Consider the following 23,558-nt stretch of genomic DNA (forward strand, 5'->3'; position numbering starts at 1 on the left):
TAGCCCGCAGTCGGGCGATTGCGCCCCCCGGACGTCCGGCTCGGGCTGACCTGTCCGGGTACCTTCGCATGATGTCCGCGCTGATGGTCGGTTTCGACCTCGACATGACCCTGATCGACTCCCGCCCCGGCATCGCCGCCGCCTACCGGGCGCTCACCGCCCGCACGGGCGTGCCGGTCGACGCCGAACTGGCCGTCTCCCGGCTCGGCCCGCCGCTGCGCACCGAGCTCGCCCACTGGTTTCCGGCCGAGCGGGTCGAGGAGGCGGTGACCCTCTACCGGGAGCTGTACCCGGCGTACGCGATCACCCCGTCGGTGCCGATGCCCGGTGCCCGGGAGGCGGTCGACGCGGTGCACGCGCACGGCGGCCGGGTGATGGTCGTCACCTCCAAGATCGGCCGGTTGGCCCGGCTGCACCTGGACCACCTCGGGCTGGCGGTCGACGAGTTGGCCGGGGACCTGTTCGCCGAGGAGAAGGCGACGTCGTTGCGGGAGCACGGTGCCGCCCTCTACGTCGGTGACCACGTGGCGGACATGGTGGCGGCCGGGGCGGCCGGCATCCCGGGGGTGGCGGTGGCCACCGGCCCCTGCCCGGCGGACGACCTGCGCGCCGCCGGGGCGCAGGTCGTGCTCGACGACCTCACCGGATTCCCGGCGGCGCTGGACCGGATCATCGGGCTAGCCTTGGAGCAGTAGTCGTATCGAGTGAAGCAGGGGTTCCAAGGTGCCGACGGGTCGAGTGAAGTGGTATGACGCGGCCAAGGGATACGGGTTCGTCACGAGCGACGAGGGTGGCGACGTGTTCCTGCCGAAGGGCGCGCTGCCGGCGGGTGTCACCGACCTCAAGGGTGGTCAACGGGTCGACTTCAGCGTGGTGGACAGCCGACGGGGCGCCCAGGCGATGGGGGTCAAGCTGCTGGACGCCCCGCCGTCCATGGCGGAGTTGCGCCGCCGGCCGGCCGAGGAGCTGCACGGTCTGGTCGAAGACATGATCAAGGTGCTGGAGGCGAAGGTCCAGCCGGACCTGCGCCGGGGTCGCTTCCCCGACCGCAAGACGGCGCAGAAGGTCGCTCAGTTGGTCCACGCGGTGGCCAGCGAGTTGGAGGTCTGAGGCACCAGCCCGGCGTCGGCGGCCCGGCCCAACAGCGCCTGCACGGCGGCGAACCCCGCGTCCCCCAGGTCGGCGGTGAACTCGTTGACGTAGAGGCCGATGTGCCGGTCCACCACGTCGGGTTCCATCTCCTGCGCGTGCGCGAGCACGTACCCACGGCTGGCCGACGGGTCGGCCCACGCCTGGCGTACCGACTCGCGGATCCAGCCGGCGGCGGCCACCGGGTCGACCGCACCCTTGCGGGCCAGGATCGCCCCGAGCGGGATGGGTAGGCCGGTGTCGGCCTCCCACCATTCGCCCAGGTCCACCAGCGCGGTCAACCCGTGCCGGTGATAGGTGAACCGCGCCTCGTGGATCACCAGCCCGGCGTCGTAGCGGCCGGCCGCGACGCCGGGCATGATCTCGTGGAACGGCACCACCTCGATCCGGGCCGGCGGCCGACCCGCCGACCAGAGCCGGAACAGCAGGTACGCGGTGGTCCGGTCGCCCGGCACCGCCACCGTGGCCCCGCTCAGGTCGACCCGGTCCGCCTGCCCTGTCCCGGCGGTCGCGGTGATCCAGGCATCGCGGGTTTCGGGGGCGGTGTGGGCGCGTTCGCGGGTGGTGCTGCCTGCCTTGTGGGTCTCGGCGGTGCGGGTGAGCACGAGAGGGCCGCAGCCACGGCCGAGCGCGCCGCCGCAGGGCAGCAGATGATAGTCGTCGAGCAGCCACGGAAGCGCGGCGTAGCTGACCTTCACCAGATCGAAGGCGCCCCGTTCGGCGGCGGTGTTGGTGACGTCGACGTCGGCGAAGGTCACCTCGACCGGCGGCGCACCCGGCACCCGGCCGTGCACCAGCGCGTCGAAGACGAAGGTGTCGTTGGGGCAGGGCGAGATCGCCAGGGAGAGCGCCACGCCCCCACGGTAACCCCGCTGCGACATCCCCTCCGCCGTCCCCACCCCGGGTGTGACCCCGCTCCCCGCTCCCCGCTCCCCGCTCCCCGGCTCCCGGCCCCCGCTTGGCTGCTGGCCGCTGTTTGCGGTGCCGGTATGCGGTGCGCGGCGCTCCTGGCGTGCTGTGTGCGGTGTGTGCCGGCGCGGCACCTGTGCAGGTGGTGTGTGATGGTGCCTCCGTTCCGTGTCGCTGTGACGGTCCGGCCGGGCTGGTCGCTCGGGATTTCGTCAGGCGCGGGCGGAGCGAGGAGTACGCCCAAGCTCCCTTTCGAGCTGATGACGTTAACGAGTCGGCGCGGGAGCAGATGCTCAGTCCTGCCGGTGGTCCTGCGGGTACTACGGTGTGAGGTGATCGGATCGAACCGGGACGACGATGCGGTCCTAGCGGGTGGCTAGGCCGGACGCCGGGGCCGCGACCTGATCGTCATCCGCGCCGGCGGAGGGACGGCGGGTGGTGAGGTGGATGCAGGAGTAGTCGATGACCGTCGATGACACGCTGGCCCGCATCAACGAGGGTGTGCAGCTGCACCATGGTCAGGGTCGGCCCGAGGCTGCTCGCGACCTGTTCGCCCAGATCTGGGACGAGATCGGCGGGGAGCGTGGCGACCCCCTGCACGTCTGCGTACTCGCGCACTCGATGGCCGATGTGCAGGAGGACGTCCAACAGGAGTTGGTCTGGGACCAGCGCGCCCTTGCAGCGGCGGACCTGCTCACCGACGACCGGGTCGCGCGAGCCGGAGTACCCATGTCGGTCGCAGCCCTGTATCCCTCGCTGCACCTCAACCTGGGCGAGTGCTACCGCAGGCTCGGGGATCTCGACCGGGCACACGAGTGTCTCCAACGCGCGCAGGCGGGGATCGGCGCGCTCGGCGACGACGATTACGGGAAGCTGATCAGGGGCGGCCTGAGTCGGCTGACGCAACAGTTGGCCCACGAGTAGCACCCCGCAGACCCTGCGGCTGGCGGCCATGACGGGCGGTCGTCAGCACCTGGTGGTGGGTGGCGGTGAGTATCTGGTGGTGGGTGGTTGGTGAGTACATGGCGGTGGGTGGGTGGGTGGCCGTGGGCGAGTGGTGGTGAGCGAGCAGCCGTGGGTTGCCGGGACAGTGATCCGCTGCAGGTCGTACCGGGCGGGCCGCTGCTCCGCGGGGCGTCTCCCCACTCCTCCCGGGTGGCTCCGAGGGGGACTGCCGGCAGCCAACCCGGTGCCGAAGGAGGCCGTGACACAGGGTGGCAGATCCGCTGACGCGGACGAGTGATGCCTGAGAGTCGATTCCTGAATCGCTAACGTCATCAGCTCGAAAGGGCGCGACCTCAGTACCTTGTCCCCAGCTCCAGTGGGTTTCCACAGGGTTATCCACAGCCCGGGGTGGGGCTGTGGAAACTGTGCCGACACGGCGGGAGCATGGTGTGGTGACCACGGAGGATGCCCTGCTCGCCGACCTGGGCCGGACGGTCCGGGCGCTGCGCCGCGAGGCCGACCTGAGTCAGCGGGAGCTGGCCACGCGCTCCGGGGTGCCCCAGGCGACCATCGCCCGGATCGAGTCCGGCAGGGCGAACGACCCACGGTTCCACACGGTCGAGCGTCTGGTGCGGGCGGTCGGCGGGACCCTGACGATCTCACTGCCCACCGCCGCCGCTGAGGCATTGACTGCCGAGGCGACCCGCGCACTGCCGCCGGTGCCGCACGACGACCTGCGGGACACCGCCGGTCGGCGCTATCCGGCCCACCTCGACGTCTGGCCGGTGCGGGAGCCGAAGGACTGGCCGGGTGCCTGGTGGGCGGACTGGTACAACCTGCCGCCGCCGCTGTGGCCGCTGCGGTTGCCGCCAGCGGCGTACGAGCGGAACCGGGGTTACCGGGACCGGCGGCGGATGGCGGAGCGGGTCCGTCGGGACGCAGCGGTCCGCTGGGTGATCGGTGACGGGCGGCCCTCGACGGGCTGGCGTTTCGTCGCCGAGCTGCCCGACGGCACCCTGCTCGGGGAGCTGCGCGCCCACGAGCGTGACCTGCACCTGGTCTACGACGAGGACCTGGACTGGCCACGCCAGCTGGTACTCGACGGAGTGCTGGTCGCGGTCGGGCATCGTCGGATCGGCAGCGGTGGCCGGCTGGTGGCGGCCATGGTGCAGCGGATGGAGGACATGGGCATCGGCTTGGTCCACACGGTGGTCGAGGACCACCTCAGCAGCTGTTTCCTGGCGTCCTGCGGCTTCCGGGTGGCCGCCGGTCGTCCCCTCGCCATGTCCCTGGAACGCCCGACCGGTCCCACGCCCCGACCCCCTCGGCCGGCGTAACCCCCGGCATCTCGACCGGCGTAGCCCCCGGCCACATCCGCCGGGCACCGCCCGCCTGGGCCCGGGCCCGCCCGAGCTGCGCCCGCCTGCACCGCGTCCGCTGGGCCGCCGGCCGAGTTCGCGTCCGCCGGTACAGTGCTCGGGCGTATCCGTCAGGACAGCGCGTGGGCCGCCCGGGTCAGGGCGGTGAACGCCTCGCGCATCCGCCAGCCGTCGCGGTCCCGGGGCCCGATCGGGTTCGAGACGGTACGCAGCTCGGCGAAGGGGATGCCGGCCTGCGCGGCGGCGACCGCCACCGCGTACCCCTCCATGGCCTCGGCCACCGCGTCGGGATGCCGGTCCGCCAGGGCGGTGGTGCTCGCGGCGGTGCCGGTGACCGTGCTGACCGTCAGCACCGCCCCGACGACGGCCGCCGGGAGGGCGGCGCGCAGCGCGCCCAGCAGCGCCGGGTCGGTGTCGATGGTGGGGCCGCCACCGAGCAGTTCCGCAGGCATGCCCAGCTCGTCGACGGGGATGAAGCCGGTCGGCGACTCGGCCCCGAGGTCCGCAGCGACGCTGCGGGAGGCGAGCACCGTTCCGCCGACCGGGGCCCGACCGGCGAAGCCACCGGCGATCCCCGCGCTGACCACCGCCCGGTACGGACGGCCGGCGGCCTCGGCCAGGGCCAGCAGCCGGGCCGTGGTGGCGCCGGCCACGGCCGGGCCCACGCCGATCGCCCGGACCGTCACCGTCGGATCGGTCAGCCCGGCCCGGACGGCCTCCGCCTCGGCCGGTACGGCGGTCAGCACCAGCAGACCCGTCACGACACCGACCCCGGCGACTGCTGCGGCTGGTCATCGGCGTTGCTGCCGTTGCCCGGGACCGCCGAGGACGGGCGGTAGATGTGGTATCCCGGCGGGGCCAGCCCGTCGTCGTGACGCTCGACGCCGGCCGCCCCGTTCGGTGCCGGTGAGGTCGGTGCGGCCCGGGCCGCCGCCTCGGTCGCCTCGTCGGCGGCGCTGTCGGCCAGGTGACCGGTGGTCAGGTCGGCCCGAGCGCCGGCCGAACGACCGGCAGTGGTGTCGGTGGAGCCGGCGGCGGTGTCGGCCGGTTCGGTCACCCCGGGGGCCGGGTCGGCCGTCCGCGCGGCAGCGGCGTCGGCCCGGTCCTGGACGGCCAACTCCTCGTCGGTCAACGGTCGGCCCAGCAGTCGTTCGGCGCGCAGCCGGCGGGCGACGACGATCCCGCGCGCCGCGGCGAGGACGCCCACCCCGGCGGCGACGGCGATGCCGATCCGGCCCTCGAACGGGACGAGGCCGAGCCCACCACCGGCGACGAAGGCGAGCATCAGGGCGGTCTCGGAGTGGGCGAAGGAGCTGGCCCGCAGCCGTTCGGGAATACGTTCCTGGATCGAGGCGTCGACGGCGAGCTTGGCGATTCCGCTGGACAGGGCTGCGACCAGGCAGAACAGCGCCACCATCGGCAGTGAGAACTTCAGCACGGTCAGGATGCCCACCCCGGCCACGATGATCATCGTGCTGGACTGGATCGCCGCCGGCCGGTGGATACGCAGCCGGGTGCCGACCGCGGTGGCCAGGAAGCCGCCGATCGCCAGCGCCCCGCCGATGATGCCCAGGGCCGCCTGGTCGCTGAGCTGGCGACCGAAGAGGTCATTGGTCAGGTCGCCCTTCTTGAGCGCGAACGCCAGGAAGAGCAGGAGGAAACCGTAGAGCGCGCGGACCCCCGCGGCACCGATCAGGGTGGCGATGACCAGCCGGCCCGCCGGCCGCCCCCGGCCCAACGGGCGGTCCCCCTTGCGGCGCAGCGCCCGCAGCGGTCGGGGCACCCGCTCCGGCGGTTCGGAGTCCGCGCGGGGCGGCAGCCGCAGCGCGATCACCATGCCGACCAGGAAGATGACCGAGGCGACCCGGAGCGGCCACTGCGGCCCGAACCAGAACGCCGCCAGCCCCAGCGGGACCACCAACGCCCCGGCCACCGTGCCGTAGACGCTGGCCCGCGCCCCCACCTGGGAGAGTCCGAGGCCCTCCGGCAGCAACCGGGGTACGGCGGCGGAACGGGCCACCCCGTACGCCCGGGACAGCGCCAGCACCCCGAATGCGGCGGGGTAGAGCCCCAGGCTGCCGATGTAGTCCGAGATCAGCCAGGCCAGGAACGCCCGACCGAGCATGGTGGTGGCCAGCGCGTACCGGCGGCCGTGCCGGAAATGGTCGAGCAGTGGGCCGACCACGGGTGCCAGCATCGCGAACGGCACCATCGTGACCAGCAGGTACAGCGCCACCTTGCTGCGTGCCTCACCGAGCGGGACGTCGAAGAAGATGGTCCCGGCCAGGCCGATGGCGATCAACGTGTCCCCGGCGCAGGAGACGGCGTGCAGGTCGAAGAGGCGGACCATGCCGGTCTCGCCGCCGGCGCCCTTCGCGCGGGCCGAACCGGCCCGTCGGGTCATCCAGCGTCCGCCGTTGACCGAGCCGCGCAGCAGCAGGCGGGTGGCGCGGATGCCGGTGCCGACGGTCCGTCCCATCACGGACCGCCCGGAGCGGGAGAACAGCGGCATGTGCACCATCCTTGCCCATCTGATCCAGGTGTGCCGCACCACGGGGGAAGACTCACTCGGGGAGTGCCTGTCGGTGCGTGTCGTGCATGGGGAACAATGGTCTGGTGACCAGGCCCGCTCCCGCCCGTGCCGCCCGCCTCGACCAGGTCTGCGCCGCCGCCGTCGAGGTGGCCCGCGACGCCATCACCGAGGTGGAGCCCGCCGACATCGGTGACCACCTGCGGGTCGTCGCCGAAGGTGACCGGGTCGTCACCCACTATTTCGAATGTCTGCTCGGTGGTTACCGGGGTTGGCGCTGGGCGGTGACCGTCACCCGGGTCGCGCGCAGCCGGCAGGTCACCGTCTGTGAGACCGTGCTGCTGCCCGGCTCGGACGCGCTGCTCGCGCCCGGCTGGCTGCCGTGGCAGGAACGCCTCCAGCCGGGCGACCTCGGCCCCGGCGACCTGCTCCTCACCCCGTCGGACGACGACCGGCTCGCCCCCGGCTACCTGCTCTCCGACGACCCGGCGGTCGAGGAGACCTCCTGGGAGTTGGGCCTCGGTCGGCCCCGGGTGCTGTCCCGGGAGGGGCGGGCCGAGGCGGCCCAGCGCTGGTACGACGGGGACCACGGCCCGTCCGCGCCGATCTCCACCGCTGCCCCCGCCTCGGCGCGCTGCGGCACCTGCGGCTTCTATCTGCCGCTGGCCGGTGCGCTGCGGCAGGCGTTCGGGGCCTGTGGCAACTTCTACGCCCCGGACGACGGTCGGGTGGTCAGCGCCGAGCACGGCTGCGGCGCGCACTCGGAGACCCTGGTGGAGACCGCCGAGCCGGCGATCGACGAGCTCCCGACGGTGTACGACGACAGCGCGGTCGAGTCGATGACGGTCAGCGGGCCGGCCGACCCGGTGGAGCTGTCGGACTCGGTGGAGCCGTACGAGCTGATGGAGCCGTCCGAGCCGGTGGAGCCTTCGCGCCACTCCTGACCACAGGGCCGGCCCGCGGGCTGGTGGGTCGGCGTGGTTTCGGCGTTCCGGTCGCCGGTGCGCGGACCGGTCAGTCCTGCCGGGCGGACGCCCGACGGCGACGGCGGTGTGCGTCGTGCCGCATCATCACGGCCAGACCGGGAAAGCCCCACAGGAACCCGGCCAGACAGGTCCAGAGCCAGTCCTGGTGGCCGTGTTCGGTGAGCCAGTCACGGAAGAAGACCAGCATCAGCAGGCCGACCACCGCCCAGGCGATCAGTCCGGCCACCGCGAGCGGGACCATCGACGGGTCGAGTGGCTCGGGTCGGGGTGGTTGCTCCTGCGGCACGGGCAGAAGCGTACCGCGAAGCACTTTCCCGGCCTGCCGTTGATCTGGGACGATGCGCGCGACAACGGTAGATCACCTGCGAGGACCTGATGGCCATTGCGCCGCCGGACAACGGCATTCCCTCTGATCCCACCCACCCCCGGAACGGTTTCGACCGGTTCTTCGAGATCTCCGCCCGTGGCTCGACGATGAGCCGCGAGGTACGGGGTGGCCTGGCGACCTTCTTCACGATGGCGTACATCGTGGTGCTGAACCCGCTGATCCTGGGCGGTGCCGTCGATGGCGACGACCAGAAGCTCTCGATTCCCGCGTTGGCCGCGGCGACCGCGCTGGTGGCCGGCCTGATGACGATCCTGATGGGGGTCGTCGGGCGGTTCCCGATGGCGCTGGCCGCCGGCCTGGGGGTGAACGCGCTTGTCGCGTTCGAGATCGCCCCGCAGATGACCTGGGCGGACGCGATGGGGCTGGTGGTGATCGAGGGTGTGCTCATCGCGATCCTCGTGCTCACCGGTCTGCGTACGGCGGTGTTCCGCTCGGTCCCGACGCAGCTCAAGACCGCGATCGGGGTGGGCATCGGGCTGTTCCTGACCATCATCGGGCTGGTCGACGCCGGTTTCGTCCGGCGGGTGCCGGACGCGGCGAACAGCACCGTGCCGGTGGGGCTCGGCATCAACGGCAAGATCGTCAGCTGGCCGATGCTGGTCTTCGTGGTCGGCCTGCTGGTGACGCTGGTGCTGGTGGTGCGCCGGGTGCGCGGCGCGATCCTGATCGGCATCCTCGCCTCGACCGTACTGGCGATCATCGTGGAGGCGGTCGCCAAGGTGGGCCCGTCCTTCGTCGACGGCAAGCCCAACCCCCACGGCTGGTCGTTGAACGTGCCGAAGTTGCCCGAGCGGATCGTCGACATCCCCGACCTGTCGCTGCTGGGCAACTTCAACGTGCTGGGCTCGTGGAGCCGGGCCGGCTGGCTGATCCCGCTGATGTTCGTCTTCACCCTGTTGATCACGGATTTCTTCGACACGATGGGCACGATGGTCGCGATCGGCCAGGAGGGGGACATGCTCGACGAGCAGGGCACCCCGCCCCGGGCGAAGGAGATCCTGCTGGTCGACTCGATCGCCGCGGCGGCGGGTGGCGCGGCGAGCGTCTCCAGCAACACGTCGTACATCGAGAGCGCCTCGGGGGTCGCGGAGGGTGCCCGGACCGGGGTGGCCAACCTGGTCGCCGGCGGTCTGTTCCTGCTGGCGATGTTCCTGTCGCCGCTGTCCACGGTGATCCCGTTCGAGGCGGCCTCGACGGCGCTGGTGGTGGTCGGGTTCCTGATGATGACCGCGGTGCGGACCATCGACTGGACCGACTACGAGATCGCCATCCCGGCGTTCCTCACCATCACCCTGATGCCCTTCACCTATTCGATCTCGAACGGCATCGGCGCGGGCATCATCAGCTACGTGCTGCTCAAGCTGGCCAAGGGGAAGGCGCGGGAGATCCATCCGCTGCTCTACGCGGTGGCGGTGCTGTTCGTGCTGTACTTCCTGCGTGGGCCGATCGAGTCCGCGCTGGCGTAGCGCCACCCGTCGGTCTCCGGGCCGGGCGACCCTCGGGGATGCCCGGCCCGGAGCGGCGGAATTCCCCTCGTGAGCATGGTCATATCGCATGTCGTTAGCCAGGCTCATTAGTTAAGCTAACGACTGTGACGGAGCGGACGGTGACGGCGAACCGCGTGCCACCGGCGCAGCTGGCACCCCAGCTGCGTGATGCGATCACCCGACTCAACCGGCGGGTCCGGCAGGCCCGCCCGGTGGGCGACCTGACGGTCACCCAGCTCTCCGCGCTCACCAGCCTCCGGCTGGCGGGCGCGCTGACGCCCCGGGAGTTGGCCGACGTCGAACGGGTCCAGCCACCGACGATGACCAAGATCGTCGCGAAGCTGGAGGAGCGCGGCCTGGTGCAGCGCACCCCCCACCCGACCGACGGCCGTCAGGTCATCCTGGCGGCCACCGAGGGAGGCCGGGCCGTGCTCGACCAGTTCGAGCGGGTCCGCGACGAGTGGCTGGCCAGCCGGCTGGCCGCGCTCGCGGAGGACGAACGCGACACGCTACGGCGGGCCGCCGAGATCCTCCAGCAGCTCGCCCGCGCCTGACGCCCCACCGGGTCCGCGCCGTCCGCCGTCGATGACGCGTACCCGGCCCGAGGAGGCGCACCAAGAGTGCAGGCGAAGCTGAGCACGATGTTCCAGTCCCTACGAGTCCGCAACTACCGACTCTTCGCCACCGGACAGCTGGTCAAACTGATCGGCGTCTGGATGATGTTCATCGCCCAGGACTGGCTCGTCCTTGAGCTCTCGGACAACTCCGCCACCGCGCTGGGCATCGTCACCGCACTCCAGTTCACCCCGGTGCTGCTGCTCACCCTGCTCTCCGGCCGGCTCGCCGACCGGTACGACAAGCGGATGCTGCTCTTCGTCGCCAACACCTTCTGGACGGTGCTGGCCCTGGGGATGAGCCTGCTGGTGCTCACCGGCCTGGTCGAGCTGTGGCACGTCTTCGCGTTCGCCGCGCTGCTCGGCACCGCCAACGCGGTGGAGACCCCGGTCCGGCAGGCGTTCGTCAGCGAACTGGTCGGCACCACCCTGCTGCCCAACGCGCTCTCCCTCAACGCGGCGGTGTTCAACTCGGCCCGGATCATCGGCCCGGCCGTCGCCGGTCTGGCCATCGCCGCCTTCGACGTCGGCCCGGTCTTCCTGTTCACCGCCGTCAGCTCCATCGCGCCACTGGCCAACGTGGTCCGGATGCGCCCGGCCGAGCTGTACCGCAAGGACCTGCTCCCGATCGGCGAACGGGACTCGGCAAAGATCATCGACGGGCTGCGCTACGTCCGGCAGCGTCCCGACCTGCTGCTGCCGATGGTGGTCATGTCGGTGATCGGGATGTCGCTGTTCAACTTCCAGCTCACCCTCGCCGCGCTGGCCAAGACGGTCTTCCACACCGGGGCCGCCTCGTTCGGCCTGTTCAGCACCGCGCTGGCGGTCGGCGCGCTGGTCGGGGCGCTCGCCGGCACCGGACGGCGCAGCCGCCCCTCGGTCTGGCTGGTGCTCGGCGCGGCGGTCGGCTGCGCGGCCTTCGGCACCCTGGTCGGCCTCGCTCCGGCGTACTGGCTGGTGGTGACCCTGCTCCTGCCGACCGGTTTCTTCATGGTCTTCTTCGCCCAGGCGGCCAACCAGCGGGTGCAGCTCGGCACCGACGCCGCGTTCCGGGGCCGGGTGATGGCGCTGTGGGTGCTGGTCTTCCTCGGCACCAACCCGGTCGGCGCACCGATCATCGGCTGGGTCGCCGAGACCTGGGGCGCCGGGGCGAGCATCTGGATGGGTGGACTCATCTCGCTGGCCACCGCCCTGCTCGCGCTCACCTGGCAACTGCGGCGCTCGGGTGCCCGACTGCGCTTCCGGGTCCTGCCGATGCCCCGCTTCTACGTGGTCTCCCGCCCCCGCCTGCTCACCCCCAGCGGTAGATGAGCCGGGCACCGCAGCCGGTGGGCCGGGGTCCCGCTGCCCGATAGGCGGGTCCCGTAGCCGGTGGGCCGGGGCCCCGCTGCCGGTGGGCCGGCACGGACGGTGGGCGGATAGCAACAAAGCGGTGGCGCGCGGCCCCGCCGGGCCTTAGCGTCGAGGTGTGGCAGGCGGGAGCGCACTGACGCTGATACTGGCTATCCTCACCCTGACCTGCCTGCCGTTGGCGTTCGCCCTGCTCTTCTGCCTCGACGAGATCGCCGACCGGGTGGCCTGTGGCTGGGCGGAGTGGCGGGAACGCCGCCGGGAACGCCGCACCATCGCCCGGCTCGACCGCGCCCTCGCCGCCGACCTGCCCGGCCGGGACATCGACCTCTCCGCCTTGGACCACCCCGACCGCCGACCCCTCGAACTCCTCGCCGCCGACCTGCGTCGACTGGGCCGACACCGGCTCGCCGCAGGCGGTCGCTCGGTGGTCTGGCACAGCTCGGTGATCGAGGCGTACGACGACCGGCTCCGCGCCGCCTGCCGGGCGTTGGGCATCCCCGAGCACCTGGCCGAGCTGACCGGGGTCGACCGGGAGATCGAACGGGTCCGGGTCGAGGGGGTGCTGGCCGGGGCGGGGCTCACGCTGCCGACCACCCGCGCCGATCGCCGCCCCCGTGACCGGCGGGCGTGAGACTCTTCGTCGCGGTCTACCCGCCGCCGCCCGCCGTCGCCGACCTCACCGACCGGGTGTCCCGGCTGCGGGTCGGTGCGGCCAGCGCCGCCGGCCTCGACGTACGCCTGGCGCAGCCGGCACACCTGCACGTCACGCTGGCCTTCCTCGGTGAGGTCGAGTCCGGCCGGCTGCCCGAGGTGACGGACGCCCTCGGGTCGGCCGCCGGGGCCGCCCGCGCCGGCTGGACGCACCCACCCCGGCTGTGGCTGGGCGGCGGGGGTGTGTTCGGGCAGGGTCGGTCCACCGTGCTGTGGGCGGACGTGCGGGGCGAGGTGCCCGCGCTGCGGACGCTGGCCGGGCTGATCCGTGCCGAGCTGGATCGGGCCGGCCTGCCGTACGACGGGAAACCGTGGCGTCCACATCTGACAGTGGCCCGCCCCGGTGACCGGCTCGACCCGTCCGAGGTGGACGCCGACCGGCTCGCCCTCGCCGCCCACCGCGGCCCGCAGTGGCCGGCCACCGAACTGGTGCTGGTCCACAGCCGCCCCGGCCCGCACCACACCCCCCTGACCACCTGGCCCCTCTGACCCGCCCCGAGAGCCGGTGCCACGGGGGCGACGTTGCGGTGTCCGAGGCGTTCGGACATTGCAACGTCGCCCCCATTGAGTGGATCACCGCCGACCGGGCCACCCGGCGGGGCAGGTGGCCCGGTGGGAATGGGCGGGGCGACCGGACGGTGGGCGGGTCGCTGCCCGGTCAGGCGGGTGTTCGGGTCACCAGGCCCAGGCCTCCGGGCCGGGGCCGCCGTTGCCGACCGGCGGGAACAACTCGTCGAGCCGCTGCTCCGTCGCCTCGTCGATGTCCACGGTGAGCGCGCCCAGGGTGTTGTCGAGTTGGGCGACGGTGCGCGGGCCGATGATCGGGGCGGTCACCCCGGGCCGGGAGAGCAACCAGGCCAACGCCACGTCGGCCGGGTCGTGGCCCCACTCCGCACAGCACTTCTCGTACGCCTCGATGGCCGGCCGGTGCGCGGCGAGCCCGTCGGCGGCGCGACCACTGGTGCCCCGCGCGGCCCCGCCCTCGGCCATCTTGCGCAGCACACCGGAGAGCAGCCCGCCGTGCAGCGGCGACCACGGGATGACCCCCAGGCCGTAGTGCTGCGCGGCCGGGATCACCTCCATCTCGACGTGCCGGGTGAGCAGGTTGTAGATGGACTGCTCGGCGACCAGGCCGAGGAAGTTGCGCTTCCCGGCGGCGGCCTGCGCCTGGGCGATGTGCCAACCGGCGAAGTTGGACGACCCGACGTAGATCACCTTGCCCTGGGCGACCAGGGTCTCCATCGCCTGCCAGATCTCCTCCCACGGGGTGCTCCGGGAGACATGGTGCATCTGGTAGAGGTCGATCACGTCGGTCTGCAGCCGACGCAGCGAGTCCTCGCAGGCCCGGACGATGTGCCGGGCGCTCAGGCCCTGGTCGTTGGGCCACTCGCCCATCTTGCCGTAGACCTTGGTGGCCAGGACGACCTTGTCCCGCCGGCCCGCCCCCTGGGCGAACCAGCGACCGATGATCTGCTCGGTGAGCCCCTCACCGGTCTGCCAGCCGTACACGTTGGCGGTGTCGAAGAAGTTGATGCCGTGTTCGAGCGCCCGGTCCATGATGGCGAAGCTGTCCGGCTCGGAGGTCTGCGGCCCGAAGTTCATCGTGCCGAGGCAGAGCCGGCTCACCGACAGTCCGGTGCGTCCCAGATTCGTGTACTCCATCCGACCACCCTGACACGCGCGGACCTGGAGTGCCTCGCGCTGCCAGGGTGGCCGCCGAAGATCAGGAGGACTCGCGGGCCGCCGGGCCGGTGCCGAAGAGGACGTCGTCCCAGCTGGGCAGGCGCTTGCGCGGCTTGCCCGAGGCGTCCGTCGACTCGCCACCCGCAGCAGCGGCCGCACCCGTGCGGCGCGGCCGGAGCACGGCCAGGGACGGCACGGCCGGGACCTCCTTGGGCGCGTCCGAGTCGTCGTCGAAGGCGGAACCCTGCCCACCGCCGAGCAGCGCGGCGGCGCCACCGCCGACGGCCCGCTGACGGGGTGCGTCGGAGCCGGCCAGCGCGGCCGGGGAGCGCGGGTCGAGACCCCGCCCCGAGGTGCCGCCGAGCGGACGGTCCAGCGACGCGAGCAGGGCGTCCCGCCCGGCCCGGATCGGGTCCCGGCCCGGACGGGCCTGCTCGCTGGCGGCCGGCAGGCCGTGCCCGCCCCGACTCGGCTCACCACGCGACGGGCCGGGCAGCGCGTGGCCGCCGCGTTCCGGTGCCGGCTCCTGGCCGAGGATCGGCGTCGGACGCTCGGCGCACAGGTACTGCGCCATGTCGTCGTGCGGGGTGACGTTCTGCCGGAGCTTGTCGAGATCCCAGACGGCCTGCGCGGTGGCCTTGCCGGACGGCCAGGTGGCGATGATCCGCCAGGTGCCGTCGTCGCGCCGGAACGCGTCCCAGGAGATCTTCTCGGTGTCGATGCCGTGCTGGGCCAGCCGACCGTTGACCACCTCGGCCAGCGGGGTGGCCTTCTCGGCGCCCTTGAGCCGGGTGCGCCGGGCGTGCTGGGCGAGCATGGCCCGCTCCTGGAGCACCGGTCCGGCGTAGCGCAGCACCCGGTCGACGGGCACGCCGGCGATCCGGGCGACGTCCTCGGCGGACTCGCCCGAACGGATGCGGGCCTGGATGTCCCGAGGGGACAGTGACGGGGTCGGGTCGACCCCGGTGGGGACCACGGTGAGCGGCGGCGCACCGGGCTCCGCGTGCAGCACGGTCGCGATGCGTTCGTCTATGGGGAGGGCGAGTAGGCGCCCGACCTCGTCGGCGAGCACCAGTGCCTGGCCGTCCTCGGAGAGGGCGACGAAGCGTACTGGGCGCATGGCGTAGCCTCCGTCCCGCTTCGCTGGCCGTCACGCCACGAGCCGGCCACCCGGGCGTCCTCGCACCACCGTACGCGCATCTGCCCACAGGTGGGGGATGCGACGTGCGCATGTCGCGACTGAGCTGCGGCAATGATCACGGTGGGTGGTCGCAGCAGCCGCTGCGACCACCCACCGTGACGGGTGTGGCTAGAGCCGCTCGACCACGTAGTCGATGGCGGCGGTGAGCGCCTCCACGTCGGCCGGCTCCACCGCCGGGAAGAGCGCGACCCGCAGCTGGTTGCGACCGAGCTTGCGGTAGGGCTCGGTGTCGACGATCCCGTTGGCCCGCAGCACCTTCGCGATCGCGGCGGCGTCCACCCCGTCGGCGAAGTCGATGGTGGCGACCACGTTGGAGCGCAGCGCCGGGTCGGTGACGAACGGGGTGGCGAACCCGGCCCGCTCGGCCCAGCCGTAGACGATCCCGGCGCTCTCGGCGGTGCGCTTGGCCGCCCAGCTCAGGCCGCCCTGCGAGTTCATCCAGTCGGTCTGCTCGGCGGCCAGGAAGACGGTCGCCAGCGCCGGGGTGTTGTACGTCTGCTCCAGCCGCGAGTTGTCGATCGCGGTGACCAGGTCGAGGAAGGCCGGGATGTAGCGGCCGGAGCCCTTGATCTCGGTGGCCCGCTCCAGCGCGGCCGGCGACATCAGGGCCAGCCAGAGACCGCCGTCGGAGCCGAAGCACTTCTGCGGGGCGAAGTAGTAGACGTCGGTCTCGCCGACGTTGACGTCCAGGCCGCCCGCGCCGGAGGTGGCATCCACCAGCAGCAGCGAGCCCGGGTCGGCGTCGGCCACCCGGTTGATCGGCACCGCGACACCGGTGGAGGTCTCGTTGTGCGGGGTGGCGTAGACGTCCACCCCGGCCTCGGCCAGCAGGCCCGGGGCGCTGCCCGGCTCGGCCTTGCGGACGCTCGGCTCACCGAGGAACGGCGCATCCTTGACCGACTTGGCGAACTTCGCGCCGAACTCGCCGAAGCTGGCGAACTGGGCCCGGTCGCGGACCAGACCGAAGGTGGCGACCTCCCAGAAGGCAGTGGCGCCACCGTTGCCGATGACCACCTCGTAGCCCTCGGGGAGGGAGAAGAACTCGGCGATGCCCCGGCGCAGCCGGGCGACCTCGGCGCGGACGGTCTGCTGCCGGTGCGAGGTGCCCAGGTAGCTGGTCGCCACGTCGGCGAGTGCGGACACCGCCGCCGGACGGACCTTGGACGGCCCGCAGCCGAACCGCCCGTCGGCAGGCTTGATGTCGTCGGGAATCCGGATGGTCGGTGCGTCAGCCACGGTTTTCTCGATCCTTCCGCATGGGGCGAGGGCGGGCCCTTCAACGGGCGCGGAACCGCGGCGGACGTGTGCGCGGGCGCACGACGTGGCCGGGTCCGGGCCCGGTCCGGCGACACTGCCGGCCTTCATCCTCGCACCCGTGGCGGCCCGGATGCCGGCTGGTCCCAGGCCCGGACCTGAGGCGTCGGCCACACCGCCACATGATCAACCGTCGGCCGCCGGCCGGGGCCGCTCCTGATCACCCACCCATCGCTGGGCGGCCGGCCGGTGGTCGCGGCCGGCCGGGTTGCGCGTCGCTGAATCGTCCGTCGGGCCGGACCCGGTGGCACGCATGAGGGGCGTCGACCGACCGGTCGACGCCCCTCGGTGCGGAACGGGATCAGACGCCGTGCGGGATGGCGTCCCAGCCTTCGACCTGCTGCGGCTTGCGGGTGTTCGGCCCGATGTAACGGGCGGACGGCCGGACCAGTCGCTGGAGCTTCTTCTGCTCCAGGATGTGCGCGGACCAGCCGCCCATCCGGGCACAGGTGAACATCGAGGTGAACATGTGCGCCGGGACCTCGGCGAAGTCCAGCACCACGGCCGACCAGAACTCGACGTTGGTGGCGAGGACGCGGTCCGGGCGGCGGGCCTGGAGCTCCGCCAGGGCGGCCTTCTCCAGCGCCTCCGCGACCTCGAAACGCGGTGCGCCCAACTCCCGGGCGGTGCGCCGGAGCACCCGGGCGCGCGGGTCCTCGGCCCGGTAGACGCGGTGGCCGAAGCCCATCAGCCGCTCGCCCCGGTCGAGGACGCCCTTGACGTACCCCTCGGCGTCGCCGCTGCGCTCGACGGCCTCCAGCATGGTGAGCACCCGCGACGGCGCGCCACCGTGCAGCGGGCCGGAGAGCGCGCCGATGCCGGAGGAGATGCAGGCCGCGGCGTCGGCGCCGGTGGAGGCGACGATCCGGGCAGTGAAGGTGGAGGCGTTCAGCCCGTGCTCGGCGGCCGAGATGAAGTACGCGTCGACGGCCTTGACGTGCCGGGGGTCCGGCTCGCCCCGCCAGCGCTTCATGAAGCGCTCGACGATCGTCTCGGCCTTGTCGATCTCCTTCTGCGGCACCGCCGGCAGGCCCAGGCCGCGGGCGGACTGGGCGACGAAGGAGAGCGCGGTGACCGAGACCCGGGCCAGGTCGGCACGGGCCTGGGTGTCGGAGATGTCCAGCAGCTGACTGAGTCCCCAGTACGGGGCGAGCATGGCGACCGCGGACTGCACGTCGACGCGGATGTCGCCGGAGTGCACCGGCACCGGGAACGGCTCGGCGGGCGGCAGGCCGGGGCCGAAGCGTCCGTCGACCAGCAGCGCCCAGACGTTGCCGAAGGAGACCTGACCGATCAGATCCTCGATGTCCACGCCCCGGTAGCGCAGCGCCCCACCCTCGCGGTCCGGTTCGGCGATCTCGGTCTCAAAGGCCACGACGCCTTCGAGGCCCGGTTTGAAGTCGGCCATGTCGTCTCCTGGCTTCCGGCTCGGTGCGCCCGCCACGGGCTCGGTCCGGCCCGGTACCTTAGGCGACCCTCAGGGATGTGTTCGTGCCATCTTGCCTGGTGAGTAACCAAGCGCGCGACCCACCGCGACTGTGCTGCACGCGACATCCCCGCCGCTGGACGCCGGGGTGCTCTCCGTGAGACTGATCAGTGGGCTGGCCAGCGTCTCCAGGGCGCCGGACGCCCCGGAAGGAGAACGACGTGACGGGCGACACACCCGCCCTGGCGGCCATGCGTAACGAGTACGCCGCCGACCGGGGCCTTTCCGAGGCGGAGCTGGCCGCCGACTGGGCCACCCAGTTCGGCTGCTGGCTCGCCGACGCGGTGGCGGCCGGGCTGCCCGAGCCGAACGCGATGGTCCTCGGCACCGCCGACGCCGCCGGCCGGCCCAGCGGTCGGACGGTGCTGCTCAAGGAGTACGACCGGGAGGGTTTCGTCTTCTACACCAACCACGGGTCGCGCAAGGGCGGGGAGCTGGCCGTCAACCCGTGGGCCAGCCTCGTCTTCCCCTGGTTCGCGATGCAGCGGCAGGTGGTGGTGACCGGCCGGGTCCGCCCGGTCGACCGGGCCGAGACCGAGGCGTACTTCGCCACCCGGCCGCGCGGCTCCCAGCTCGGGGCCTGGGCCAGCACCCAGTCCGAGGTGGTGGCGGACCGGGCCGCGCTGGAGGAGGCGTACCGGGCGGCAGCCGAGCGCTTCCCGGCCGCCACGCCGGTCCCGGCGCCCCCGCACTGGGGTGGGTTCCGGGTCCGGCCGGAGGCGGTGGAGTTCTGGCAGGGCAGGGCCGGCCGGCTGCACGACCGGCTGCGGTTCCGCCGGGTCGAGGGGGGCGACTGGGTCGTCGAGCGGCTGGCCCCGTGACCGCCGTCACACCGGCCCGGTCGGGGCGGGCCCGTCGGCTGGCCATCGACCTGCGCCCGCTGCGGGTTCCCGCGTACCGCCGGCTGTGGCTCGGCAACACGGTGGCGATGTTCGGGTTCCAGTTCACCGCGGTCGCCGTGCCGGTGGAGATGTACGCGCTGACCCGGGACTCCTTCTGGGTCGGCCTGCTCGGGGTGGCGGGTTTCCTGCCGCTGCTGGTCTTCGGACTGTGGGGCGGGGCGGTCGCCGACGCCCGGGACCGGCGGCGGGTGCTGCTGGTCGGCTCGGCGCTGCTCTGGGTGTCGATGCTCGGCCTGCTCGGGCACGCGCTGTCCGGGATCGGCAGCCCGGTGCTGCTGCTGGCGCTGGTGACCGTGCACTCGATCGCGTTCGCGATCAGCTCGCCGGCCCGCTCGGCGATCCTGCCCCGGCTGCTTCCCCCGGAGCTGGTCCCGGCGGGCACCACGTTGAACTACACCACCTTCACCGCCGCGTCGGTGGTCGGCCCGCTGGCCGCCGGCCTGATCTTCGCCACCTTCGGCACCGACACCGGGTTACCCGTCGCGTACGCCGCGGACGCGCTGCTGTTCACCGCGCTGGTGGTGGCGACGCTGCGGTTGCCCGCGATGCCGCCGGCCCCGCCCGCCGAGGGCGAGGCGCGTCGGGGCGGCCTGGCCGGCATCCTCGACGGCTTCCGCTACCTGGCCACCACACCGGTGCTGCTCTCCTCGTTCGCCATCGACCTGATCGCGATGATCATGGCCATGCCCCGGGCGCTCTTTCCCGAGGTGGCGCAGGAGCGGTTCGGCGGTGGGGCGGCGGTGGGCTGGCTCTACAGCGCCATCGCGATCGGGGCGATGCTGGGTGGCCTGACCTCCGGCTGGATCGGCCGGCTGCGTCGGCAGGGGCTGGCCCTGGTGGTGGCGGTGGTGGGCTGGGGGCTGGCCATCGCGGCGGCCGGGCTGGCCCGGCAGCTCTGGCTGGTGGTGCTGCTGCTCGCGGTGGCCGGGGCGGCCGACCTGGTCAGCGCGGTGCTGCGGCAGTCGATGCTGCTGGTCTACGCACCGGACCGGATGCGCGGCCGGCTCCAGGGGGTGAACACGGTGGTGGTGGCCGGCGGGCCACGGCTGGGCGACCTGCGGGCCGGGGCGATGGCCGCCGGGTTCGGTGGTGGCGTCGCCTGGGTCGGTGGCGGGCTGCTCTCGGCCGGGCTGGCACTGCTGCTGGTGGCGTGCTTCCCGGCCCTGCTGCGCTACCGGGCCGGCGCCGTGGTGGCGGGGGACCGCCGCTGACCCCGCGCCATGTGGGACGGCTGCGCCGGGCCCGGCGGGCGGGCCGGGGCACCGACTAAGGTCACGATATGGACAACGGCACGCACCGCCCGCCCTCGGGTACACAGTGGACCATCGCCGCCGACGGCCACGAGGCCGTCATCGTCGAGGTCGGCGGTGGGGTACGCACGTACCGGCGGGACGGGGTGGACTACCTCGACGGGTACGCCGAGGACGAGATCAGCCCCGGTAGCGCCGGGCACGTGCTGGCCCCCTGGCCGAACCGGATCAGGGACGGGAAGTACACCTTCGGCGGCCGCTCGTTGCAGCTCGACCTGACCGAGCCGGCCCGGGGCGTGGCCCTGCACGGCCTGGTCAACTGGGTGCGCTGGCAGCTGATCGAGGAGTCCGCCGAGGCGGTCACCCTCGGTTACGACCTGCCGCCGACCCCCGGTTACCCGTGGCCGTTGCGGCTGCGTACCCGGTGGAGTGTGGGGGCGGACGGGTTGCGCGGCGCGCACGAGGTGACCAACACCGGGGCCGAGGCCGCGCCGTTCGGCTTCTCCGTGCACCCCTACCTGCGGCTGGCCGGGGTGGCGGTGGACGACCTCACGATGCGGTTGCCGGCCCGCAGCCGGTTGCAGGTCGACGCCCGGCTGCTGCCGATCGGGGCGACCCCGGTGGCCGGCACCGAGTACGACTGGACCAGCCCCCGACCGATCGGTGACGCGCAGCTCGACCTCTGCTTCGGTGACGTGATCCGGGACTCCGACGGCGGCTCGTCGGTCACCCTGACCGCCCCCGACGACGCGGACGGGGTGCACCTCTGGGCGGACCGCGAGTTCGGCTGGTGGCAGGTCTTCACCGGCGACGCGCTCACCGGCGAGCGGCACCGCCGGTCGGTGGCGGTGGAGCCGATGACCTGCCCGCCGGACGCGTTCCGGTCCGGCCGGGACGTGCTCACGCTGGGCCCGGGGGAGACCTGGCGGGGCACCTGGGGCATCCGGCCCGGGGTCTGAGCGTGGAGTTCGGCGAGGTGGTCCGGCGTCGCCGGATGGTGCGCAACTACGACCCGGACCGTCCGGTCCCGCCGGACGTGGTGGACCGGCTGCTCGACCACGCGGTCCGGGCGCCGTCGGCCGGCTTCGCCCAGGGCTGGGGCTTTCTGGTGCTGGAGGAGCCGGCGGACCGGGAGCGGTTCTGGGCGGCGGCCACCCCCTCGGGCGGTGGTCGGGACCGGTGGCTGGCGGGGATGCGGCGGGCCCCGCTGATCGTGGTGCCGCACGCCAACCGGTCGGTCTACCTGGAGCGGTACGCGGAGCCGGACAAGGGCTGGGCGGATCGCTCGGAGGACCGCTGGCCGGTGCCCTACTGGTACGTCGACACGGGCTTCGCCGCGCTGCTGATGCTGCTGACCGCCGTGGACGAGGGGTTGGGGGCGTGTTTCTTCGGCATCCCGCCCGACCGGTTGTCGCCGTACCGGGAGGCGTTCGGGGTGCCGCCGGAGTACCACCCGATCGGCGCGATCACGGTGGGTTACCGGGCGGTGGACCATCGGTCACCGTCGTTGCGACGGGGGCGTCGTCCGGTGGACGAGGTGGTCCGGCGCGGTCGGTGGAGTTGATGTCGGTTCGTACCCTGCGCAGTGGGTAGCGGGGCGAGGGAAACCGACAACAGGGAGCAAAACGCGGTGTGGCAGGGGCGGATAGGCTGGCACCGTCATCGGTGCCGCACGGTGCGGCACTTCGGCGTGGCCCGGCACCACGCCGAGGGTCGGCCTGACCACGGGGAGGGGAGCGTGCCGTGATTTTCAGAGCGGTCCGGGACGGGCGTCCCTACCCGGAACATAACCTGACTCTCAAGCAGTGGGCGGAGATCCCGCCGCGTCCGCTGCGACTGGACCAGCTCATCACCACCAAGCGCGAGCTGGCGCTGGACAAGCTCCTCGCCGAGGACTCCACCTTCTATGGCGACCTGTTCCCGCACGTGGTGGAGTGGAGTGGCGGCCTCTACCTGGAGGACGGCCTGCACCGGGCGCTACGCGCGGCGTTGCAGCAGCGCAACCAGATCCACGCCCGGGTGCTGGTCTTCACCGGTCAGCCCGAGTGACGCCCGCCTGAGCACTCGTTAAGGTGGCGGTCATGGGCACCGCACTGGACCTGCTGGACGTCGACGCCTCGCTGAGCGAGGAGGAGCGGCAGATCCGGGCCGTCGTCCGCCGGCTCGTCGACGACCGGGTCCGCCCGCACGTCGCCGGCTGGTACGAGGACGGCCAGGTCCCGGCGCGCGAGCTGGCCCGGGAGTTCGGCCGGCTCGGCCTGCTCGGCATGCACCTGACCGGGTACGGCTGCGCCGGCGCCTCGGCGGTCGCGTACGGGCTGGCCTGTCTGGAGTTGGAGGCCGGCGACTCCGGCGTCCGGTCCCTGGTCTCGGTGCAGGGTTCGCTGGCCATGTACGCCATCTGGCGCTTCGGCGGCGAGGAGCAGAAGCGGCGCTGGCTGCCCGCGATGGCGGCCGGCGAGGCGATCGGCTGCTTCGGTCTGACCGAGCCCGACCACGGCTCCGACCCGGCCTCGATGACGACCCGGGCCCGCCGCGACGGCGACGACTGGGTCCTCGACGGCGCGAAGATGTGGATCACCAATGCGCCGGTCGCCGACGTCGGGGTGGTCTGGGCGCGTACCGACGAGGGGGTGCGGGGTTTCCTCGTACCGATGGACGCCCCCGGGGTGGGCGCGCGGGAGATCCGGCGCAAGATGTCGCTGCGCGCCTCGGTGACCGGCGAGATCGTCCTCGACGGGGTCCGGCTGCCGGCGGACGCCCTCCTGCCGGAGGCGGTCGGGCTGCGGGCGCCGCTGAGCTGCCTGACCGAGGCCCGGCAGGGCATCGTCTGGGGCGCGCTCGGCGCGGCCCGCGACTGCCTGGAGACCGCCCTGTCGTACGCCGCCACCCGGACCCAGTTCGGCCGACCGCTGGCCGGGTTCCAGCTCACCCAGGCCAAGCTCGCCGACATGGCCGTGGAGTGGAACAAGGGCCTGCTGCTCGCCCTGCACCTGGGCCGGCTGGCCGACGCCGGGACGCTGCGGCCGGAGCAGGTCAGCGTGGGCAAGCTGAACAACGTCCGGGAGGCGCTGGCGATCGCCCGGCAGTGCCGGACGATCCTCGGCGCGAACGGGGTCTCCGGCGAGTACCCGGTGATGCGGCACGCCAACAACCTGGAGAGCGTGCTCACCTACGAGGGCACCTCCGAGATCCACCAGCTCGTCATCGGGCAGCGGCTCACCGGGTTGTCCGCCTTCGGCTGAGGCCGCCCGTCACCCGTTCGGGGCGC

The 23,558-nt window shown here is 72.9% G+C and carries 24 protein-coding genes; 16 read left to right on the forward strand and 8 right to left on the reverse strand.

The genetic code is table 11. From position 1 onward, the window contains the following. Window positions 1-71: 71 nt before the first annotated feature. Both ACQP1S_RS02865 and ACQP1S_RS02870 read left to right on the forward strand, forming a co-directional pair. Window positions 72-695 carry an HAD family hydrolase gene (locus tag ACQP1S_RS02865; protein WP_091245282.1) on the forward strand — a complete coding sequence of 208 codons (624 nt, stop codon included), beginning with the start codon at window positions 72-74 and terminating at the stop codon, window positions 693-695. 28 nt (window positions 696-723) lie between these two features. Further along, window positions 724-1,110: a cold-shock protein gene (locus ACQP1S_RS02870; protein ID WP_091244711.1), complete on the forward strand. Its 387-nt coding sequence runs from the start codon at window positions 724-726 to the stop codon at window positions 1,108-1,110. On the opposite strand, the gene ACQP1S_RS02875 is transcribed toward ACQP1S_RS02870, so the two are convergent. Beyond that, the gene (locus tag ACQP1S_RS02875) at window positions 1,071-2,030 is read right to left on the reverse strand and encodes a 1,4-dihydroxy-6-naphthoate synthase (protein ID WP_432902655.1); all 960 of its coding nucleotides are present in this window, start codon (window positions 2,028-2,030) and stop codon (window positions 1,071-1,073) included. The genes ACQP1S_RS02870 and ACQP1S_RS02875 overlap by 40 nt on opposite strands. Before the next feature lie 490 nt (window positions 2,031-2,520). On the opposite strand from ACQP1S_RS02875, the gene ACQP1S_RS02880 reads away from it, so the two are divergent. Further along, on the forward strand, window positions 2,521-2,982 hold the full coding sequence (locus ACQP1S_RS02880; protein ID WP_363669941.1) for a tetratricopeptide repeat protein: 462 nt from the start codon (window positions 2,521-2,523) through the stop codon (window positions 2,980-2,982). A 473-nt stretch (window positions 2,983-3,455) separates the two neighbouring features. Next, a complete protein-coding gene (locus ACQP1S_RS02885; protein ID WP_432902659.1) occupies window positions 3,456-4,340 on the forward strand; it encodes a helix-turn-helix domain-containing protein in 885 nt (294 codons plus the stop codon). Window positions 4,341-4,492: 152 nt separating this feature from the next. Here the strand turns inward: ACQP1S_RS02885 and ACQP1S_RS02890 are convergent, their stop codons facing one another. Next, entirely contained in the window at window positions 4,493-5,143 is a 651-nt protein-coding gene (locus tag ACQP1S_RS02890) for a futalosine hydrolase (RefSeq protein WP_432902662.1), read from the reverse strand. Next, complete coding sequence (locus tag ACQP1S_RS02895; protein WP_432902665.1) at window positions 5,140-6,894, reverse strand: MFS transporter; 1,755 nt, start codon at window positions 6,892-6,894, stop codon at window positions 5,140-5,142. Before ACQP1S_RS02895 ends, ACQP1S_RS02890 begins: the two co-directional genes overlap by 4 nt. An 86-nt stretch (window positions 6,895-6,980) precedes the next feature. On the opposite strand from ACQP1S_RS02895, the gene ACQP1S_RS02900 reads away from it, so the two are divergent. Continuing rightward, window positions 6,981-7,856, forward strand: coding sequence for a DUF3027 domain-containing protein (locus ACQP1S_RS02900; RefSeq protein WP_091244728.1), 876 nt, complete (start codon window positions 6,981-6,983; stop codon window positions 7,854-7,856). Window positions 7,857-7,926: 70 nt separating this feature from the next. Here ACQP1S_RS02900 and ACQP1S_RS02905 read toward each other — a convergent pair whose 3' ends face one another. Beyond that, window positions 7,927-8,184, reverse strand: a complete 258-nt coding sequence (locus ACQP1S_RS02905) for a DUF2530 domain-containing protein (protein WP_091244731.1) — start codon at window positions 8,182-8,184, stop codon at window positions 7,927-7,929. Window positions 8,185-8,273: 89 nt separating this feature from the next. On the opposite strand from ACQP1S_RS02905, the gene ACQP1S_RS02910 reads away from it, so the two are divergent. From ACQP1S_RS02910 to thpR, 5 genes are all read left to right on the forward strand, one after another. Further along, complete coding sequence (locus tag ACQP1S_RS02910; protein ID WP_357887983.1) at window positions 8,274-9,752, forward strand: NCS2 family permease; 1,479 nt, start codon at window positions 8,274-8,276, stop codon at window positions 9,750-9,752. Between the two features lie 125 nt (window positions 9,753-9,877). After that, entirely contained in the window at window positions 9,878-10,327 is a 450-nt protein-coding gene (locus tag ACQP1S_RS02915) for a MarR family winged helix-turn-helix transcriptional regulator (RefSeq protein ID WP_432902670.1), read from the forward strand. Window positions 10,328-10,393: 66 nt separating this feature from the next. Beyond that, the gene (locus tag ACQP1S_RS02920) at window positions 10,394-11,698 is read left to right on the forward strand and encodes an MFS transporter (protein WP_091244738.1); all 1,305 of its coding nucleotides are present in this window, start codon (window positions 10,394-10,396) and stop codon (window positions 11,696-11,698) included. A gap of 157 nt (window positions 11,699-11,855) precedes the next feature. Beyond that, window positions 11,856-12,371 carry a hypothetical protein gene (locus ACQP1S_RS02925; protein WP_432902674.1) on the forward strand — a complete coding sequence of 172 codons (516 nt, stop codon included), beginning with the start codon at window positions 11,856-11,858 and terminating at the stop codon, window positions 12,369-12,371. Then, a complete protein-coding gene (gene thpR, locus ACQP1S_RS02930; protein WP_432902678.1) occupies window positions 12,368-12,940 on the forward strand; it encodes an RNA 2',3'-cyclic phosphodiesterase in 573 nt (190 codons plus the stop codon). The genes ACQP1S_RS02925 and thpR overlap by 4 nt, the downstream gene beginning before the upstream one ends. Before the next feature lie 186 nt (window positions 12,941-13,126). On the opposite strand, the gene ACQP1S_RS02935 is transcribed toward thpR, so the two are convergent. From ACQP1S_RS02935 to ACQP1S_RS02950, 4 genes are all read right to left on the reverse strand, one after another. Then, the gene (locus ACQP1S_RS02935) at window positions 13,127-14,113 is read right to left on the reverse strand and encodes an aldo/keto reductase (RefSeq protein WP_432902681.1); all 987 of its coding nucleotides are present in this window, start codon (window positions 14,111-14,113) and stop codon (window positions 13,127-13,129) included. A 61-nt stretch (window positions 14,114-14,174) separates the two neighbouring features. Further along, window positions 14,175-15,254: a septation protein SepH gene (gene sepH / locus ACQP1S_RS02940; RefSeq protein ID WP_091244757.1), complete on the reverse strand. Its 1,080-nt coding sequence runs from the start codon at window positions 15,252-15,254 to the stop codon at window positions 14,175-14,177. Window positions 15,255-15,443: 189 nt separating this feature from the next. Further along, the gene (gene serC / locus ACQP1S_RS02945; RefSeq protein WP_432902683.1) at window positions 15,444-16,571 is read right to left on the reverse strand and encodes a phosphoserine transaminase; all 1,128 of its coding nucleotides are present in this window, start codon (window positions 16,569-16,571) and stop codon (window positions 15,444-15,446) included. Window positions 16,572-16,950: 379 nt separating this feature from the next. Continuing rightward, the gene (locus ACQP1S_RS02950; RefSeq protein ID WP_091244766.1) at window positions 16,951-18,057 is read right to left on the reverse strand and encodes a citrate synthase 2; all 1,107 of its coding nucleotides are present in this window, start codon (window positions 18,055-18,057) and stop codon (window positions 16,951-16,953) included. Between the two features lie 269 nt (window positions 18,058-18,326). On the opposite strand from ACQP1S_RS02950, the gene pdxH reads away from it, so the two are divergent. The 6 genes from pdxH (at window position 18,327) to ACQP1S_RS02980 (ending at window position 23,532) form a co-directional block, all read left to right on the forward strand. Continuing rightward, on the forward strand, window positions 18,327-18,956 hold the full coding sequence (pdxH, locus tag ACQP1S_RS02955; protein ID WP_432907740.1) for a pyridoxamine 5'-phosphate oxidase: 630 nt from the start codon (window positions 18,327-18,329) through the stop codon (window positions 18,954-18,956). After that, a complete protein-coding gene (locus ACQP1S_RS02960; RefSeq protein WP_432902687.1) occupies window positions 18,953-20,248 on the forward strand; it encodes an MFS transporter in 1,296 nt (431 codons plus the stop codon). The genes pdxH and ACQP1S_RS02960 overlap by 4 nt, the downstream gene beginning before the upstream one ends. A 68-nt stretch (window positions 20,249-20,316) precedes the next feature. Then, a complete protein-coding gene (locus ACQP1S_RS02965; protein ID WP_432902689.1) occupies window positions 20,317-21,246 on the forward strand; it encodes an aldose 1-epimerase family protein in 930 nt (309 codons plus the stop codon). A gap of 2 nt (window positions 21,247-21,248) precedes the next feature. Further along, entirely contained in the window at window positions 21,249-21,851 is a 603-nt protein-coding gene (locus ACQP1S_RS02970; protein ID WP_432902692.1) for a nitroreductase family protein, read from the forward strand. Between the two features lie 179 nt (window positions 21,852-22,030). Continuing rightward, entirely contained in the window at window positions 22,031-22,336 is a 306-nt protein-coding gene (locus tag ACQP1S_RS02975) for a type II toxin-antitoxin system VapB family antitoxin (protein ID WP_091244782.1), read from the forward strand. Between the two features lie 32 nt (window positions 22,337-22,368). After that, window positions 22,369-23,532, forward strand: coding sequence for an acyl-CoA dehydrogenase family protein (locus ACQP1S_RS02980; RefSeq protein WP_432902695.1), 1,164 nt, complete (start codon window positions 22,369-22,371; stop codon window positions 23,530-23,532). The last annotated feature ends 26 nt before the right edge of the window (window positions 23,533-23,558 follow it).

It is taken from the genome of Micromonospora matsumotoense (assembly GCF_050951065.1).
Classification (GTDB): Bacteria; Actinomycetota; Actinomycetes; order Mycobacteriales; family Micromonosporaceae; genus Micromonospora; species Micromonospora matsumotoensis.